Below are 13,074 nucleotides of genomic sequence, written 5' to 3' on the forward strand. Positions count from 1 at the left end.
GTGCGCCCATGACCAGGGAGCGAGCGGGAGTGTCGGCACCGGGGGAGCGCACCCGGCGCAGGCTCAGCACGCAGGAGCGCCGCGAGCAACTGCTTGCCGTGGGCGCCAGGCTGTTCGCGCAGGCCTCCTACAGCGACGTATGGATCGAAGAGGTCGCGGAGATCGCCGGGGTCTCGCGCGGACTGCTGTACCACTACTTCCCGAACAAACGGGATTTCTTCGCCGCCGTCGTGCAGCGCGAGAGTCAACGGATGCTGCGCCTGACGGCCGCCGTGCCCGGCATTCCCGTCCGCGAGCAGCTCGGCACGGGGCTCGACACCTTCCTCGAGTACGTCGCCACGCACGCGCACGGCTTCCGCGCCTTCCATCGCGCGGAGGCGGCGGGCGACCCGGCCGTGCGCGCGGCGTACCGGGAGGGGCTCGCCGCGCACGAGGAGCAGATCATGGCCACCCTCGCGGCGGACCCGCACATCGTCGACCGCCTCCCCGCGCCCGACGTGCTGCGGCTCGCGGTGCGCGGCTGGATGGCGTTCCTCGTCGCCGTCTGCCTCGACTGGCTCGACGCCTCCGAACTCACGCGGGAGCAGGTGCGGGACCTGTGTGCGCGGGCGCTGGTGGGGGCGATCGACCTGTGACGGGTGCGGGGCCCGCGCCTGCTCCTCCTACGTGTCCGGGGTCCGTGGGTGCGCGGATGCGAGGGTCATAAGGGTAACTTGCAAGGCTTCCTGTCCACCTCGTACGGTGGCGCCATGTCAGGAACGCACTCAGCCGCAGGAGACGTGCCGCCCAGCGAGCGGGTCGCAGCCGACCTCGCCACCGTCGTCGGCCGGCTCTCGCGCCGGCTGCGCACCGCGTCGCCGGACAGCCTGCTCACGCCCACCCAGCGCACCGTCCTCGCCCGCCTGGAGTCCGACGGGCCCGACACCACCGCGGGGCTCGCACGCGGCGAGTACGTACGGCCGCAGTCCATGCGACTCACGCTCGGCGCCCTGGAGGAACAGGGCTTCGTGTCCCGCGAGCCGGACCCCAACGACGGGCGGCAGTCCGTCGTGTCGATCACCGACAGCGGCCGCGCCACCCTGGACGCCGTCCGGGCCGCCAAGCACGGCTGGCTCACCCAGGCGCTCACCGAAGAACTCGACGCCGACGAGCGACGCACCCTCGCCGAGGCCACCGCGCTCCTCGAGCGGCTGGTGCGCAAGTGACACAAGGCGTGGGAGACCGAGCCGTCGTCACCGGCGAAGGCGAGGCTCCCGCGCTGCTGGAGGGGTTCCGGGCCCGGCTCACCGCGCCCCTGCTCCTCGGCTCGCTGCTCAACCCGCTCAACACCACGATGATCTCCACCGCCCTGGTGGCCATCGGGCACGACTTCGGAATCGGCGCCGCCGACACGGCCTGGCTGATCTCCGTCCTCTACCTGGCGAGCGCCGTCGCCCAGCCCGTGCTCGGCAAGCTCGCCGACACCCTCGGCCCGCGCCGGGTGTTCCTCGCGGGACTCGTCGTCGTGTGCGTCTCCGGGATGGTCGGCGCCTTCGCCCCCACCTTCGGCTGGCTCATCGTCTCCCGGCTGCTCCTCGGCATCGGCACCTCCGCCGCCTACCCGGCCGCGATGGCCGTGCTGCGCGACGAGGGCCGCCGGGTGGGCCGCCGCCCGCCGCGCCCCGTCATGGCCCGGCTCTCCTTCGCGGCGCTCGGCAGCGCCGCAGTCGGGCCGACGCTGGGCGGACTGCTCGTCATGGTCGTCGGCTGGCGCGGCATCTTCGCGGTCAACGTGCCGGTGGCGGCGATCGCGTTCGCCTCCGCCGTGCTGTGGATCCCGCGCGACCCCGCGCGCTGCACGGACGGTGCAGCGGCGCCACGCACCGCCCTCGACCCCCTCGGCATCGGTCTGTTCACCACGGCCCTGACGGTCCTCGTCTTCTTCCTGCTCGATCTGTCCGACCCCATGTGGTGGCTGCTCGCACCCTTCGCCGTGCTCGGCGGCGTGCTGGTGTGGTGGCAGCTGCGCAGCAGGGCGCCGTTCATCGACATACGCATGCTCGCCGGGAACGGCCCGCTGGCCCGCACCTACCTCCGGCACGGCCTGAGCTATCTGCTCATCTACTGCGTGATGTACGGCTTCACCCAGTGGCTGGAGGAGGGGCGCGGCTTCTCCTCCGGATACACCGGCCTTCTGATGCTGCCGATGTCTCTCACGGCGATGGCCTGCTCCCTGCTCGGCGCCCGCACCAAGGGCATCCGCGCCCCGCTCGTCACCGCGTGCGTCCTGCTCACCGCGGGCGCGGGGCTGCTCGTGTTCCTCGACGGCGACACCCCGCTGGCGCTGCTGCTGCTCGCGGGCGCGTGCTTCGGCATCCCGCAGGGGTTCGTCGGCACCTGCAACCAGGCCGCCGTCCAGGAGCACGCCCCCGCCGCCGACATCGGCTCCGCCGCGGGGCTCCAGCGCACCGCCCAGTACATCGGCGCCATCACAGCGTCGAGCCTGATCGCCCTCGCGTACGGGCAGCGCGCCAGCGACAGCGGGCTGCACCTGATGGCCGGAGTCTCCGTCGTCCTCGGTGTCCTTTTGGCGGCCCTGACGGTGACGGACCGGGCGCTGCGCAGGAGTTGAGAACGCCATAATGCGTTCATGGATCATGTGACCGCGCGGACGTTCGTCGACTCCTGGGTGACGGCGTGGAACGCGCACGACCTGGACGCCCTGCTGGCCCACTTCGCGGACGACGTGACGTTCAGCTCGCCGGTGGCGGCGCAACTGCTCGGCGGCGACGGCATCATGCGCGGCAAGGACGCACTGCGCGCCTACTGGCAGGAGGGCCTGCGCCGCATCCCCGACCTGCGGTTTGAGGTGATGGGCAGCTACGTCGGTGTGAACAGCCTGGTCATCAACTACCGCAACCAGAAGGGCGGCCTGGTCAACGAGGTGCTGATCTTCGACGGCACGCTCGTCGCCGAGGGGTACGGCACCTACCTCGGCGAGGACGTCAACCCGGCCGGAGCCCACTGAGCTGGTTCAGGAGGCCGGCGGTTGGGGTTGCTGCTGTGCTCGCTCCAGGAAGCGCAGCAGTTCGACCGGGAACGGCAGCACCAGCGTCGAGTTCTTTTCGGCGGCGACCGCCACCACGGTCTGCAACAGCCGGAGTTGGAGGGCGGCCGGCTGCTCGGACATCACCTCGGCGGCCTGGGCGAGCTTCTTCGACGCCTGGAGCTCGGCGTCGGCGTTGATGACGCGGGCCCTGCGCTCACGGTCGGCCTCGGCCTGGCGTGCCATCGAGCGCTTCATCGACTCGGGCAGCGACACGTCCTTGATCTCGACGCGGTCGATCTGCACGCCCCAGCCCACGGCCGGGCTGTCGATCATCAACTCCAGTCCCTGGTTGAGCTTCTCGCGGTTCGACAGCAGATCGTCGAGGTCGCTCTTGCCGATGATGGAGCGCAGGGAGGTCTGCGCCATCTGCGAGACGGCGAACTGGTAGTCCTCGACCTGGACCAGCGCGTTCGCCGCGTCGACGACCTTGAAGTAGATGACGGCGTCCACCCGCACCGTGACGTTGTCCCGCGTGATGCCGTCCTGCGCGGGCACCGGCATCGTCACGATCTGCATATTGACCTTGCGCAGCCGGTCGATCATCGGCACGACCATCGTGAACCCCGGCTCCCGCACGCTCCCGGCCAGCCGCCCGAGACGGAACACGACGCCGCGCTCGTACTGCTTCACCACGCGGGCCGCGGCTCCCGCGTACACCAACAGGACGCAGAGCAGCGCTACGCCCGCGATCGTGAGTTCCTGGACCATGACGACACCCCCAGGTGCCCGAGTCCTCCGCATAGACAACGATATGCCCGGTCCGCCGGTGTCGTCGAGGGCTGCGCACGATCCCCGGCCCCCGGCCCCCGGACCACGGGCAACGGCTCATTCCGCGTCGTGGAGGACGAGTCCCAGTGTGTGGCGCCGGCCCGAGCGGACCGTGCTCACGCCGTGCCGCATCGGGCCGTTCGACCAGCCGCGCACCGAGCGCACCGGCCGGTCACGCGTGGTGAACACCAGGGCGTGCCCCTGGGGCAACGTGGTCGAGTAGCCGCGCGACTGGGCGCGTGCCCGCTGCTCCGTCATCAGGAACTCGCCGCCGGTGAAGTCGCCGCCCGGCTCGTCGAGGCCGATCACGACCTGGAGTGGGAACACCAACTCGCCGTAGATGTCGCGGTGCAGCGCGTTCCAGTCGCCGGGTCCGTAGCGCAGCAGGATCGGCGTCGGCCGCTTCTGGCCCGCCGCATGGCAGCGGTCAAGCCAGTCGTCGAGGGTGTCCGGCCAGGGCGCCGGCCTGTTCAGGCGCCGCGCCCACGCGCGGGCGACGGGCAGCAGCCGCGGATAGAACGCCGCGCGCAACTCCTGTACGAGCTCGGGCAGCGGGTGGTCGAAGTAGCGGTACTGGCCGCGGCCGAACCGGTAGCGCTCCATGTCGATCGTCGATCGGAACCGGTGCACGTCGTCGTAGAGCGCGGCGACGGACCGGCACTCGTCGGCAGTGAGCACCGGTCGGGGTGTGAGGGCATGGCCGTACGCGTCGAGCTCCGCACTCAGTGCGGCCCAGTCGAGGGTCTCCACGAGGGCCTGCGGGGCGGTGGTGGTGCCGGTCATCGCTGTGTATCTCCCCAGGTGGGCGGTATCGGCCAGGACACCAGCCTCGTCGGCTGCGGCCCGGTGTGCTGGCGGCAATCGGACGCGGTGTTCAGTGCGGTAATGTGTCCGCTCCGTGCAGCACCGCGAGGGAACGAGGAGGTGAGTCCGATCACCGTTGTGTCAGGTCGGGAGCTCCCTTCTCGCGCCGTACGCCCCGCCCGCTCGCGCTGAGCGAGGCCGCGGCCGTCCGGTGACCGGGAGCCCCCTCGGCATCCCGAGAGGCCCCCTTATGACGCTTTCCCCGTCGACCGGCTCACCCCTTCCGCTCGATTCCACGTCCGTGGTCGACTCCCTGCGCGCCGCCGGCTGCGTCTTCGCCGAGGACGAGGCGCGCATCCTGCTGTCCACTGCCCCAGACGCCGCCGAACTGGCCGCCATGGTCGAGCGCCGCGCGAGCGGTCTGCCCCTGGAACACGTCGTCGGCTGGGCCGAATTCTGCGGGCTGCGGGTCGCCGTCGACCCCAACGTCTTCGTGCCCCGCCGCCGCACCGAGTTCCTGGCCCGGCAGGCCCTCACCCGTACGCAGCCCGACACCGTCGTGGTCGACCTGTGCTGCGGCACGGGCGCCGTCGCCGCCGTCCTGGCCGCCCGCCGCCCGGCCCGGCTGCATGCGGCCGACCTGGACCCCGCGGCCGTGCGCTGCGCCCGCCGCAATCTCGCCCCGCTCGGCGGCGAGGTCCACGAGGGCGACCTGTATGCGCCGCTGCCCGCCGACCTCAGGGGCCGCGTCGACACCCTGGTGGCGAACGGGCCGTACGTCCCCACCGGAGACGTACCGCTGCTGCCGCCCGAAGCCCGTGACCACGAGCGGCGCCTCGCCCTCGACGGCGGGCACGACGGCCTCGACGTGCTGCGCAGGGTCGCGGGCGAGGCCCCGGACTGGCTCGCGCCCGGCGGACACCTCTTCGTCGAGACGAGCGAGCGCCAGGCCGCCGCGGCACAAGCGGCCGTCCGCTCGGCGGGCCTGCACGCACGCGTGGTCACGAACGAGGACCTGTACGCCACGATCGTCGTCGGTACACGCCTCTCCTGACCTCGGGGTTTGACCCGGCGCGTCGCCGGTACCCGCAAGATCGGAAACCAGCGACGCAGAGGGAGCAGCCACCATGACCGAAACGACTCCCGTCCAAGGTGACGCCTCCACAGTGGTGGGCGTGACCCTCAGCGACTGCACACCACAGGACGCCGACGCGGTCCTGCGGGTGCTGTCCACGGCCTTTGCCTCGGACCGCGCGCCGGACGAGCGCCCCGACGGCGACGCGACGGTCTGGCTCGCCACAGTCGACGCCGCGTCCGACCCGGCGCCCGGCGGGGCGAGCCCCCTGGCCGGGACGGCCACCGCGGACCTCCAGGGCGGCCACGAGGCGCTCGACCGCGTGTGCGCGGCGCTGACGGCCGCGTTCACCGTCACCGCGGAGACCGCCGCCTCCGGCGACCAGGAACAGGAGCTGCATCTGCGCCTGACGTCGCGGCACTGACCGGGGAATTCGGCGCGGGGCGGCGGATGTTGGTCACGACGACCGTGCCCAGGACAGCACCGCCGCGTGAAAGGCTCTGCCTCCATGACGAACACCGCGCCGCCCCCGGCCCCCGCAGTGCTGCACTACACCGCGTTCTCCGCGAGCCCGGAGGGCGGCAACGGTGCCGGTGTCGTGCTCGACGCGGCCGGGCTCGGCGACCAGGAGATGGTCGGCATCGCCGCCGAACTCGGCTACTCGGAGACCGCCTTCCTGACGCCAGGACCCGACCCGCAGGGCGATCCGAAGGACAAGCGGTCCTTCACGCTGCGGTACTTCAGCCCCCGGGCGGAGGTCGACTTCTGCGGCCACGCCACCGTCGCCGCCGCGGTGGCACTCGGTGAGCAATTCGGCACAGGGGACTTGGACTTCCACACCGCGGCGGGGCGTGTGCCGGTCACCGTCCGCCGCGAGGACGGCGTCCTCAAGGCCACCCTCACCAGCGTGGAGCCACGCGTGCACGAGGCGGCCCGGGAGGACGTGGAGGAGGCGCTCGCCGCGCTGGGCTGGCAGGCCGGCGAACTCGACCAGGGCCTGCCCCCGAGGATCGCCTTCGCGGGCGTGCGTCACCTGGTCCTCGCCGCCGCCACCCGTGACCGGCTGGCCGATCTGGACTACGACTTCGACGCCCTGCTGACCCTCATGCGCCGACTCGACCTGACGACCGTGCAACTCGTGTGGCGCGAGAACGAGACCACCTTCCACGTACGCGACCCGTTCCCCGTCGGCGGCGTCGTGGAGGACGCCGCCACGGGCGCGGCGGCTGCCGCCTTCGGCGCGTACGCCCGCGAACTGGGCCTCGTCCCCGACGACGCGCATTTGACGCTGCACCAGGGCCACGACATGGGCCGCCCGTCGCTGCTGGAGATCGACCTGCGTGCGGGGGACCGGCGGGTGCGGGTGTCCGGGGCCGCCGTCCGTCTCCAGTGCTAGCCTTTCGGAGGCCGTGCGAGAGAACGAGGAGGTGGTACCCGTGAACGAATCGACATGGGTGCTCTCCTCCGGGGTCACGGTCGGGCGATAGGTCGTCGTCCGGGAGCGCCGTACCGAGCTCTCCCGAAAAGGCACGACCGTGCACTTCACTTCTGAACAACGCCTCACTTCTGGACAAGGCCTCGACGACGGCGTCCTCGAGCGCGCATTCACCCTCGGCGAGATCCCCGGCATCCTGTGGACGCCCGCATCCGCGTCGGCCTCCGCACCGGTCCCGCTCATCCTGCTCGGCCACCCGCCGCTCGGGCTGCACAAGATGTACCCCCGGCTCGCGGGCCGGGCCCGCAGCGCGGCGGCGGAGGGGTTCGCCACCGCGACCATCGAGCTCCCCGGGAGCGGTGACCGGCCCCGGCTCACCGGCGTCGACCAGGCGCGCGCCGACCTGCGCCGGACCTTGCAGGCCGGTGAGCCGCTCGGCGACGAGATCATCGACGCCGTCATCCTCCCGCTGGTCGAGCAGGCGGTCCCGGAGTGGCGGGCCGCGCTGGACGCACTGCTCGCGCTGCCCGAGATCGGCGGCCCGGTCGCGTACTCGGGAGGAGTGATCTCCATCGGTGTCCGGCTCGCGGTGGTCGAGCCGCGCATCGTGGCCGCCGGTCTCTTCGCGGGGAGCTTCGTGCCCCGCGCCATCCTGGAGGAGGCCCGCCGGGTCACCATTCCGCTGCACGTCCTGTTGCAGTGGGACGACGAGGGCAACGACCGTCAGGCGGCCCTGGACCTGTTCGACGCCCTCGGCTCCAAGGAGAAGACGCTGCTCGCCAACATGGGCGGACACACGGGCGTCCCACAGTCCGCGGGGGAGGACGCGGCCCGCTTCTACGCCCGGCATCTGCGCTAGGCCCTGTCGTCACACGACAGCCCCTCGTCACGTCCCGTAGGAGACGTTCACGTCGCGGAAGCCCAAGGACCGCAGCAGGCCGCGCAGCATGTCCGTGGTGTTGCGTTCGGCGCGGCCCGTGAGGTTGCTGTCCCGTGCGGCCTCCCCGATGTGCCGGGCGGCGAGTTGGCGTACAGCCCGCTCGTCGCCCGGGTTGTCGGAGAAGAGGTCGGCGAGCCGGTCGAGCAGACCGCGCTGCTTCGCCACGGCGTACGAGCGGTCCGTGTCGAGCACGGGCGCGCCGAGCCGGGCGTGCGGCAGGCGCAGCGTCGCGGACGTGCGGTCGTCGTTCACCCGCACGTCGCCGGGGTCGATCCCGCCCAGGTTCACGTACGCGTTGACCGTGCCCGCGCCGACGTACAGCGTGCGTGTGCCCTGGATGACGTCCGGCAGATGCTTGGAGTCCTTGTCCAGGTCGACCACCACCTGGTAATTGCCGGCCGCGGCTTCGTAACGGCTCAGGTCCCGCACGGACTTGAGCAGCGCGGGCCCCGAGCGATCGTGGGTCTCCGTGCCGAACACGTCGTCAAGGCGGTGCACCATGCTCAGCCCGGCGAGCAGGACCGCGAGCACGACGAGCAGCACGACCGCCGCCTTCGCCCACAGGGGGAGTCGCAGGGCCTTCGCCCACCGGGGCACTGCGGTCCTCGGCGTCATGGGGCCTCCTTCCCATGACTACGAAATGCCACCGGGAGCGCTGATCACGCCGCTTTCAGGAAGCCGCGAACCGCCGTACGTACCGCTTCTGCCACGGCGTCTCAACCGCCCCGCGCGCGTAGTGCTCGCGTACGTAGGTGACGGCCCCGCCCGCTGGTACTCCGTCCAGTACCGCTAGACACGCGAGCGCCGTCCCCGTACGACCGCGGCCGCCCGCGCACGCCACTTCCATCCGCTCATGTGCGCAGCGTCGCCACGCCTCCGTGAGTACGGCACGCGCGCGTGCACGGTCGGCGGGAAGACGGAAGTCGGGCCAGCGCAGCCACGTCGACTCCCAGTCCGTGGGCGGGGGTTCGGCCCCCAGGAGGTAGATGCCGTACGTCGGCGGGGGACCGGCGGGCAGCGGATCGCGCAGCCCCCTGCCGCGCACGAGCAGCCCCGAGGGCAGCCGCAGCACACCCGGCGCTCCGGCCTCCCACGGCTCGGCCGTCACCGCGCGTCCTTCGCTGCCGACAGCAGGAACGCCGCCATCCTGCGCGCCCGCCCGAACGCGTCCGGGAACACATCCAGGCCGTCCGAGACCAGCGCGCCCTCGTGCAGCAGCATCAGGGAGCGCCCCAACTCCCTTGCGGTGTCCGGCGCCACGTCCGACGCGAGCCGGGTGAACAGCTCCAGCATCCACCGCTTCTGACCGGTGATCACCGCGTACGCGGGGTGCGCGGGGTCGCTGATCTCCGCGTGCGCGTTGACCATGCTGCAGCCCTTGCCGCTGTTGGCGCTCATCCACTCCTGGGAGGCATCGAAGACGGCCAGCACCCGGTCGGTGGGGGAGAGTTCGGCGTCCTCGTGGTGGTGGGCGAGGTAGGCGCGCCAGCGGGCGTCGCGGGTCGCCAGGTAGTCGACGACGATCTGCTCCTTGGAGCCGAAGCGGTCGTAGAGCGTCTTCTTCGTGACGCCCGACTCCGCCGCGATCAGGTCCACGCCGACCGCGTGGATGCCGCGCTCGTAGAACAGCCGCGAGGCGGTCTCCAGGACCTTGCGCGCGGCCGGTGTCAGGTCGGGCCGGTCCGGGTCGACGGCCGGCGGGGCGGGGTTCGTCGTCGTAGGCATGCCGCAAGGGTATACCGATCTGTATAGTGGTGCCAGGTAAACCGATCTGTATACCTCTGCCCTTGAACCCGAACACGTGAGGCGGTTGCCGCGCCATGAACGTCCTTTTGTCCATCGGATTCGTCCTGACCTGGAGCTCCGGCTTCATCGGAGCCAAGCTCGGCGCAGGCGACGCGAGCGCCGTGACCACGCTGATGTGGCGGTTCCTCCCGCTGGCGCTGGCCCTGGGCGCCGTCGCGGTGGCGGCGGGCAGGAAGCGATGGCGCGGGCTCGGCCGGCGCACGATCGGACGGCAGGCCGTCGTCGGCGCCCTCTCGCAGAGCGGCTACCTCCTGACCGTCTACTACGCCATCCAGCTCGGCGTCTCCAGCGGCACGACCGCCCTCATCGACGGCACCCAGCCCCTGGTCGCGGGCGCCCTCGCAGGCCCCCTGCTGCGGCAGTACGTCACCGCGCGGCAGTGGCTCGGCCTGTGCCTCGGACTCGCCGGGGTCGTCATCGTCACCACGGCCGACGCGGGCGCCGTCTCCGGTGTCCCGTGGTGGGCGTACGGCGTCCCGTTCCTTGGCATGCTGTCGCTGGTCGCGGCCACCTTCGTGGAGAGCCGCTCGCGCACCCGGGTCGAGCCGATGGTCGCCCTGACCGTGCACTGCGCCACCAGCGCCGTCGTCTTCACGGGCCTCGCCGTTGCGCTGGGCGAGGCCGCACCGCCCGCCGCGCCGTCCTTCTGGCTGTCGATCGCCTGGCTCATCGGCCTGTCGACATTCGGCGGCTACGGCCTCTACTGGATCGTGCTGCGGCGCGGCGGCCTCACCCAGGTCAACACGCTGATGTTCCTGATGGCACCCGTCACCGCCGTGTGGGGAGCGCTGATGTTCGGCGAGCCCTTCGGGATACGCACCGCGCTGGGGCTCGTCCTCGGTCTCGCGGCCGTCGTGGTCGTCCGGCTCGGCACACGCGCGTACCCGCTACGAGGCGGCCGCGACAAGGTGGCGGTTGGGAAGCACGGCCGCGTCGGCCAGCTCCGGGACCTCCACCACGGTGACGCCCGCTGAGGCGAGCACCCCCATCCCGTCGGCGCCCGGCACGAACGTGTCGGGCTCCCGCCAGGCAGACACCACGCGGCGCACCCCCGCGTCGACGATGAGCCGGGCGCACGGCTTCGGCCGCGAGGCGCGGCGGGCGCACGGTTCCAGGCTGCTGTAGACGGTGGCCGTGGCGAGGCGCGGGTCGTCGGCGGCGAGCTTGCCGAGCGCGGCCTCCTCGGCGTGCACCACCGGGTCCTGGCCCGCGCGTGAGTAGCCGCGCGCCAGTTCCGTGCCGTCGTCGGCGACGACCACGGCGCCGACGCTGAACGCGGTCCTCGACGGCGGGCACTCGGTGGCGAGTTCGCAGGCCAGTCGCAGCCAGTGCCGGTCCGCCGCGGTGGCCGCCGGCCCCGGGCCGGGCACGGTCGGCGCGTACCGGGTGACGATCACGTCCCCGACCCGCTCCGTGGCGAGCACCCGCATCCGGCTGCGCGGCCCGCCCGGGTAGGAACCGGGGCCGAACAGGCGCGGCGCGCCAGGCTCACCGACCACCAACGGGGCGATGGCGAGCCGCAGTTCGTCCGCGAGGCCCAGTTGCAGCAGCTGCGTGTGCACGCGCGCGCCGCCCTCGACGAGCAGCCGCCGCACGCCCCGCGCGCCGAGGTCGTCGAGGAGCGCCGCCCAGTCGAGGTGCCGGCCCAGCGCCATCACGTCGGCCGCGCCGCCCACGCGCGTGCGCGCGAGTTGGGCGCCCGACTCGGTCGTGTAGACGAGTCGTTCGCCACCCGTCGTCCAGAACGGGTCACCCGGATCCAGGTCCCCCGACGCGGTGACCGCCACCTTCAGTGGGTAGGCGGCCCGCCCGTCCGCTACCCGCTTGGCGCGCCGCTGCGGGGAGTTGACCAGCAGCCGGGGCCGGTCCGCGCGCAGCGTCCCCGCCCCGACGAGGATCGCGTCGCTCGCCGCCCGCACCGCGTCCACCCGCTCGAAGTCCTCCACGCCGGACAGCAGGAGCCGCTCAGGGCCGGTGTCGTCGAGGCAGCCGTCGAGCGAGACCGCGGCGGACAGCAACACGTGGGGGCGGGACATGGCGACTCCGTGACCGGGCGGAACGTACGCGCAGAGCCTATCGAGACGCCGGCGGTGTGCCGTCCCCGAAGGGGCGCCCGCCCAGCTTCTCGCGGCCGTGCGGGGTCAGCCAGCCGGACGGGTCCGGGCCGAGCGGCACGATCCGCGTGGGGTTTATGCCGGTGTGCACCTGGTAGTAGTGCCGCTTGATGTGGTCGAAGTCGACGGTGTCCCCGAAGCCGGGCGTCTGGAACAGGTCCCGCGCGTACGCCCACAGGACCGGGTCCTCGGCCAGCTTGTTGCGGTTGCACTTGAAGTGACCGTGGTAGACGGCGTCGAAGCGGACCAGCGTCGTGAACAGCCGGACATCCGCCTCCGTGATCGTGTCGCCGACGAGATACCGCTGCCCGTCAAGCCGCCGCGCCACCGTGTCGAGCCGCGCGAACACGTCCCGGTACGCCTCCTCGTACGTGTCCTGCTCGCTGGCGAACCCGGCCCGGTACACGCCGTTGTTCACGTCCCGGTAGACGCCCTCCATCACCTCGTCGATCTCGTCGCGCAGCGGCTCCGGATACAGGTCCGGCGCGCCGGACCTGTGCAGCGCCGTCCACTCTGTCTCCAAGTCCAGCGTCAGCTGCTGGTAGTCGTTGGTGACGAGTTTGCCGGACGGTACGTCGACGATCGCCGGCACGCTGACGCCGCCCGGATACCCGGTCTCCCGCGCGTCGTAGGCCTCACTGAGGTAGCGGATCCCGAGCACCGGGTCGCGGTCGTCCGGATCGAGCGTGAAGCGCCAACTGCGGTCGTCCTGGATCGGGTCGGTGACCGCGAGGGACAGGGCGTCCTCCAGGCCCAGGAGGCGGCGCACCACCAGGGCGCGGCTCGCCCAGGGGCAGGCCCTGCTCACGACGAGCCGGTAGCGGCCCGCCTCCACGGGCCAGCCGTCGCGGCCGTCGGCGGTGATCCGGTCGGTGAAATGACTGCGGGAGCGCTTGAAGGCCTTCTTGCCGTACGAGGCGTTGCCGGGCACGTGGGTCTCCCTCCGGGGTCGGACACGATCGTGCGCCCCGAGCCTGCCCGAGGAACGGCCCGCGCACCACCTCGGCGGAGGCGGCTGTCAGTGGCCGATGAGAGGCTCGGAGT

General features: G+C 72.2%; 16 protein-coding genes. 9 read left to right on the forward strand and 7 right to left on the reverse strand.

Translation table 11 applies throughout. The annotated features are described in order from the left end of the window. The first annotated feature begins 8 nt into the window (after nt 1-8). The 4 genes from ACWD2L_RS06320 (at nt 9) to ACWD2L_RS06335 (ending at nt 3,007) form a co-directional block, all read left to right on the forward strand. Entirely contained in the window at nt 9-635 is a 627-nt protein-coding gene (locus ACWD2L_RS06320; protein ID WP_351331473.1) for a TetR/AcrR family transcriptional regulator, read from the forward strand. Between the two features lie 114 nt (nt 636-749). Beyond that, a complete protein-coding gene (locus tag ACWD2L_RS06325; RefSeq protein WP_351331474.1) occupies nt 750-1,205 on the forward strand; it encodes a MarR family winged helix-turn-helix transcriptional regulator in 456 nt (151 codons plus the stop codon). Nucleotides 1,206-1,213: 8 nt separating this feature from the next. Next, the gene (locus ACWD2L_RS06330) at nt 1,214-2,611 is read left to right on the forward strand and encodes an MFS transporter (protein ID WP_351331475.1); all 1,398 of its coding nucleotides are present in this window, start codon (nt 1,214-1,216) and stop codon (nt 2,609-2,611) included. An 18-nt stretch (nt 2,612-2,629) separates the two neighbouring features. After that, entirely contained in the window at nt 2,630-3,007 is a 378-nt protein-coding gene (locus ACWD2L_RS06335; protein WP_351331476.1) for a nuclear transport factor 2 family protein, read from the forward strand. Between the two features lie 6 nt (nt 3,008-3,013). Here the strand turns inward: ACWD2L_RS06335 and ACWD2L_RS06340 are convergent, their stop codons facing one another. Continuing rightward, nucleotides 3,014-3,796 (reverse strand): slipin family protein, encoded by a 783-nt coding sequence (locus ACWD2L_RS06340; RefSeq protein WP_351331477.1) that lies wholly within the window; start codon nt 3,794-3,796, stop codon nt 3,014-3,016. A gap of 117 nt (nt 3,797-3,913) precedes the next feature. Beyond that, on the reverse strand, nt 3,914-4,639 hold the full coding sequence (locus tag ACWD2L_RS06345; RefSeq protein ID WP_351331478.1) for a 2OG-Fe(II) oxygenase: 726 nt from the start codon (nt 4,637-4,639) through the stop codon (nt 3,914-3,916). 271 nt (nt 4,640-4,910) lie between these two features. Here ACWD2L_RS06345 and ACWD2L_RS06350 point away from each other — a divergent pair, with 271 nt between their 5' ends. The 4 genes from ACWD2L_RS06350 (at nt 4,911) to ACWD2L_RS06365 (ending at nt 8,029) form a co-directional block, all read left to right on the forward strand. After that, nucleotides 4,911-5,714, forward strand: a complete 804-nt coding sequence (locus ACWD2L_RS06350) for a putative protein N(5)-glutamine methyltransferase (RefSeq protein ID WP_351331479.1) — start codon at nt 4,911-4,913, stop codon at nt 5,712-5,714. A gap of 73 nt (nt 5,715-5,787) precedes the next feature. Further along, the gene (locus ACWD2L_RS06355; protein ID WP_351331480.1) at nt 5,788-6,159 is read left to right on the forward strand and encodes a hypothetical protein; all 372 of its coding nucleotides are present in this window, start codon (nt 5,788-5,790) and stop codon (nt 6,157-6,159) included. A gap of 84 nt (nt 6,160-6,243) precedes the next feature. Continuing rightward, complete coding sequence (locus ACWD2L_RS06360) at nt 6,244-7,131, forward strand: PhzF family phenazine biosynthesis protein (protein WP_351331481.1); 888 nt, start codon at nt 6,244-6,246, stop codon at nt 7,129-7,131. Nucleotides 7,132-7,270: 139 nt separating this feature from the next. Continuing rightward, the gene (locus ACWD2L_RS06365; protein WP_351331482.1) at nt 7,271-8,029 is read left to right on the forward strand and encodes an alpha/beta hydrolase; all 759 of its coding nucleotides are present in this window, start codon (nt 7,271-7,273) and stop codon (nt 8,027-8,029) included. A 27-nt stretch (nt 8,030-8,056) separates the two neighbouring features. Here ACWD2L_RS06365 and ACWD2L_RS06370 read toward each other — a convergent pair whose 3' ends face one another. Genes ACWD2L_RS06370 through ACWD2L_RS06380 form a run of 3 tightly spaced genes read right to left on the reverse strand, consistent with a single transcriptional unit; the run spans nt 8,057 to nt 9,835 of the window. Continuing rightward, nucleotides 8,057-8,725 carry a DUF4230 domain-containing protein gene (locus ACWD2L_RS06370; protein WP_351331483.1) on the reverse strand — a complete coding sequence of 223 codons (669 nt, stop codon included), beginning with the start codon at nt 8,723-8,725 and terminating at the stop codon, nt 8,057-8,059. Between the two features lie 55 nt (nt 8,726-8,780). Then, nucleotides 8,781-9,218 (reverse strand): protein-tyrosine phosphatase family protein, encoded by a 438-nt coding sequence (locus ACWD2L_RS06375; RefSeq protein ID WP_351331484.1) that lies wholly within the window; start codon nt 9,216-9,218, stop codon nt 8,781-8,783. Further along, complete coding sequence (locus ACWD2L_RS06380) at nt 9,215-9,835, reverse strand: TetR/AcrR family transcriptional regulator (RefSeq protein ID WP_351331485.1); 621 nt, start codon at nt 9,833-9,835, stop codon at nt 9,215-9,217. The genes ACWD2L_RS06375 and ACWD2L_RS06380 overlap by 4 nt, the downstream gene beginning before the upstream one ends. Before the next feature lie 95 nt (nt 9,836-9,930). Between ACWD2L_RS06380 and ACWD2L_RS06385 the strand changes: the two genes are divergently transcribed. Continuing rightward, nucleotides 9,931-10,890 carry a DMT family transporter gene (locus ACWD2L_RS06385; RefSeq protein ID WP_451187592.1) on the forward strand — a complete coding sequence of 320 codons (960 nt, stop codon included), beginning with the start codon at nt 9,931-9,933 and terminating at the stop codon, nt 10,888-10,890. Here the strand turns inward: ACWD2L_RS06385 and ACWD2L_RS06390 are convergent. Next, nucleotides 10,804-11,952, reverse strand: coding sequence for a dihydrofolate reductase family protein (locus ACWD2L_RS06390; protein WP_351331487.1), 1,149 nt, complete (start codon nt 11,950-11,952; stop codon nt 10,804-10,806). The genes ACWD2L_RS06385 and ACWD2L_RS06390 overlap by 87 nt on opposite strands. Nucleotides 11,953-11,989: 37 nt before the next feature. Further along, on the reverse strand, nt 11,990-12,961 hold the full coding sequence (locus tag ACWD2L_RS06395) for a glutathione S-transferase family protein (protein ID WP_351331488.1): 972 nt from the start codon (nt 12,959-12,961) through the stop codon (nt 11,990-11,992). Nucleotides 12,962-13,074 lie beyond the last annotated feature (113 nt).

It is taken from the genome of Streptomyces sp. NPDC002754 (genome assembly GCF_053592315.1).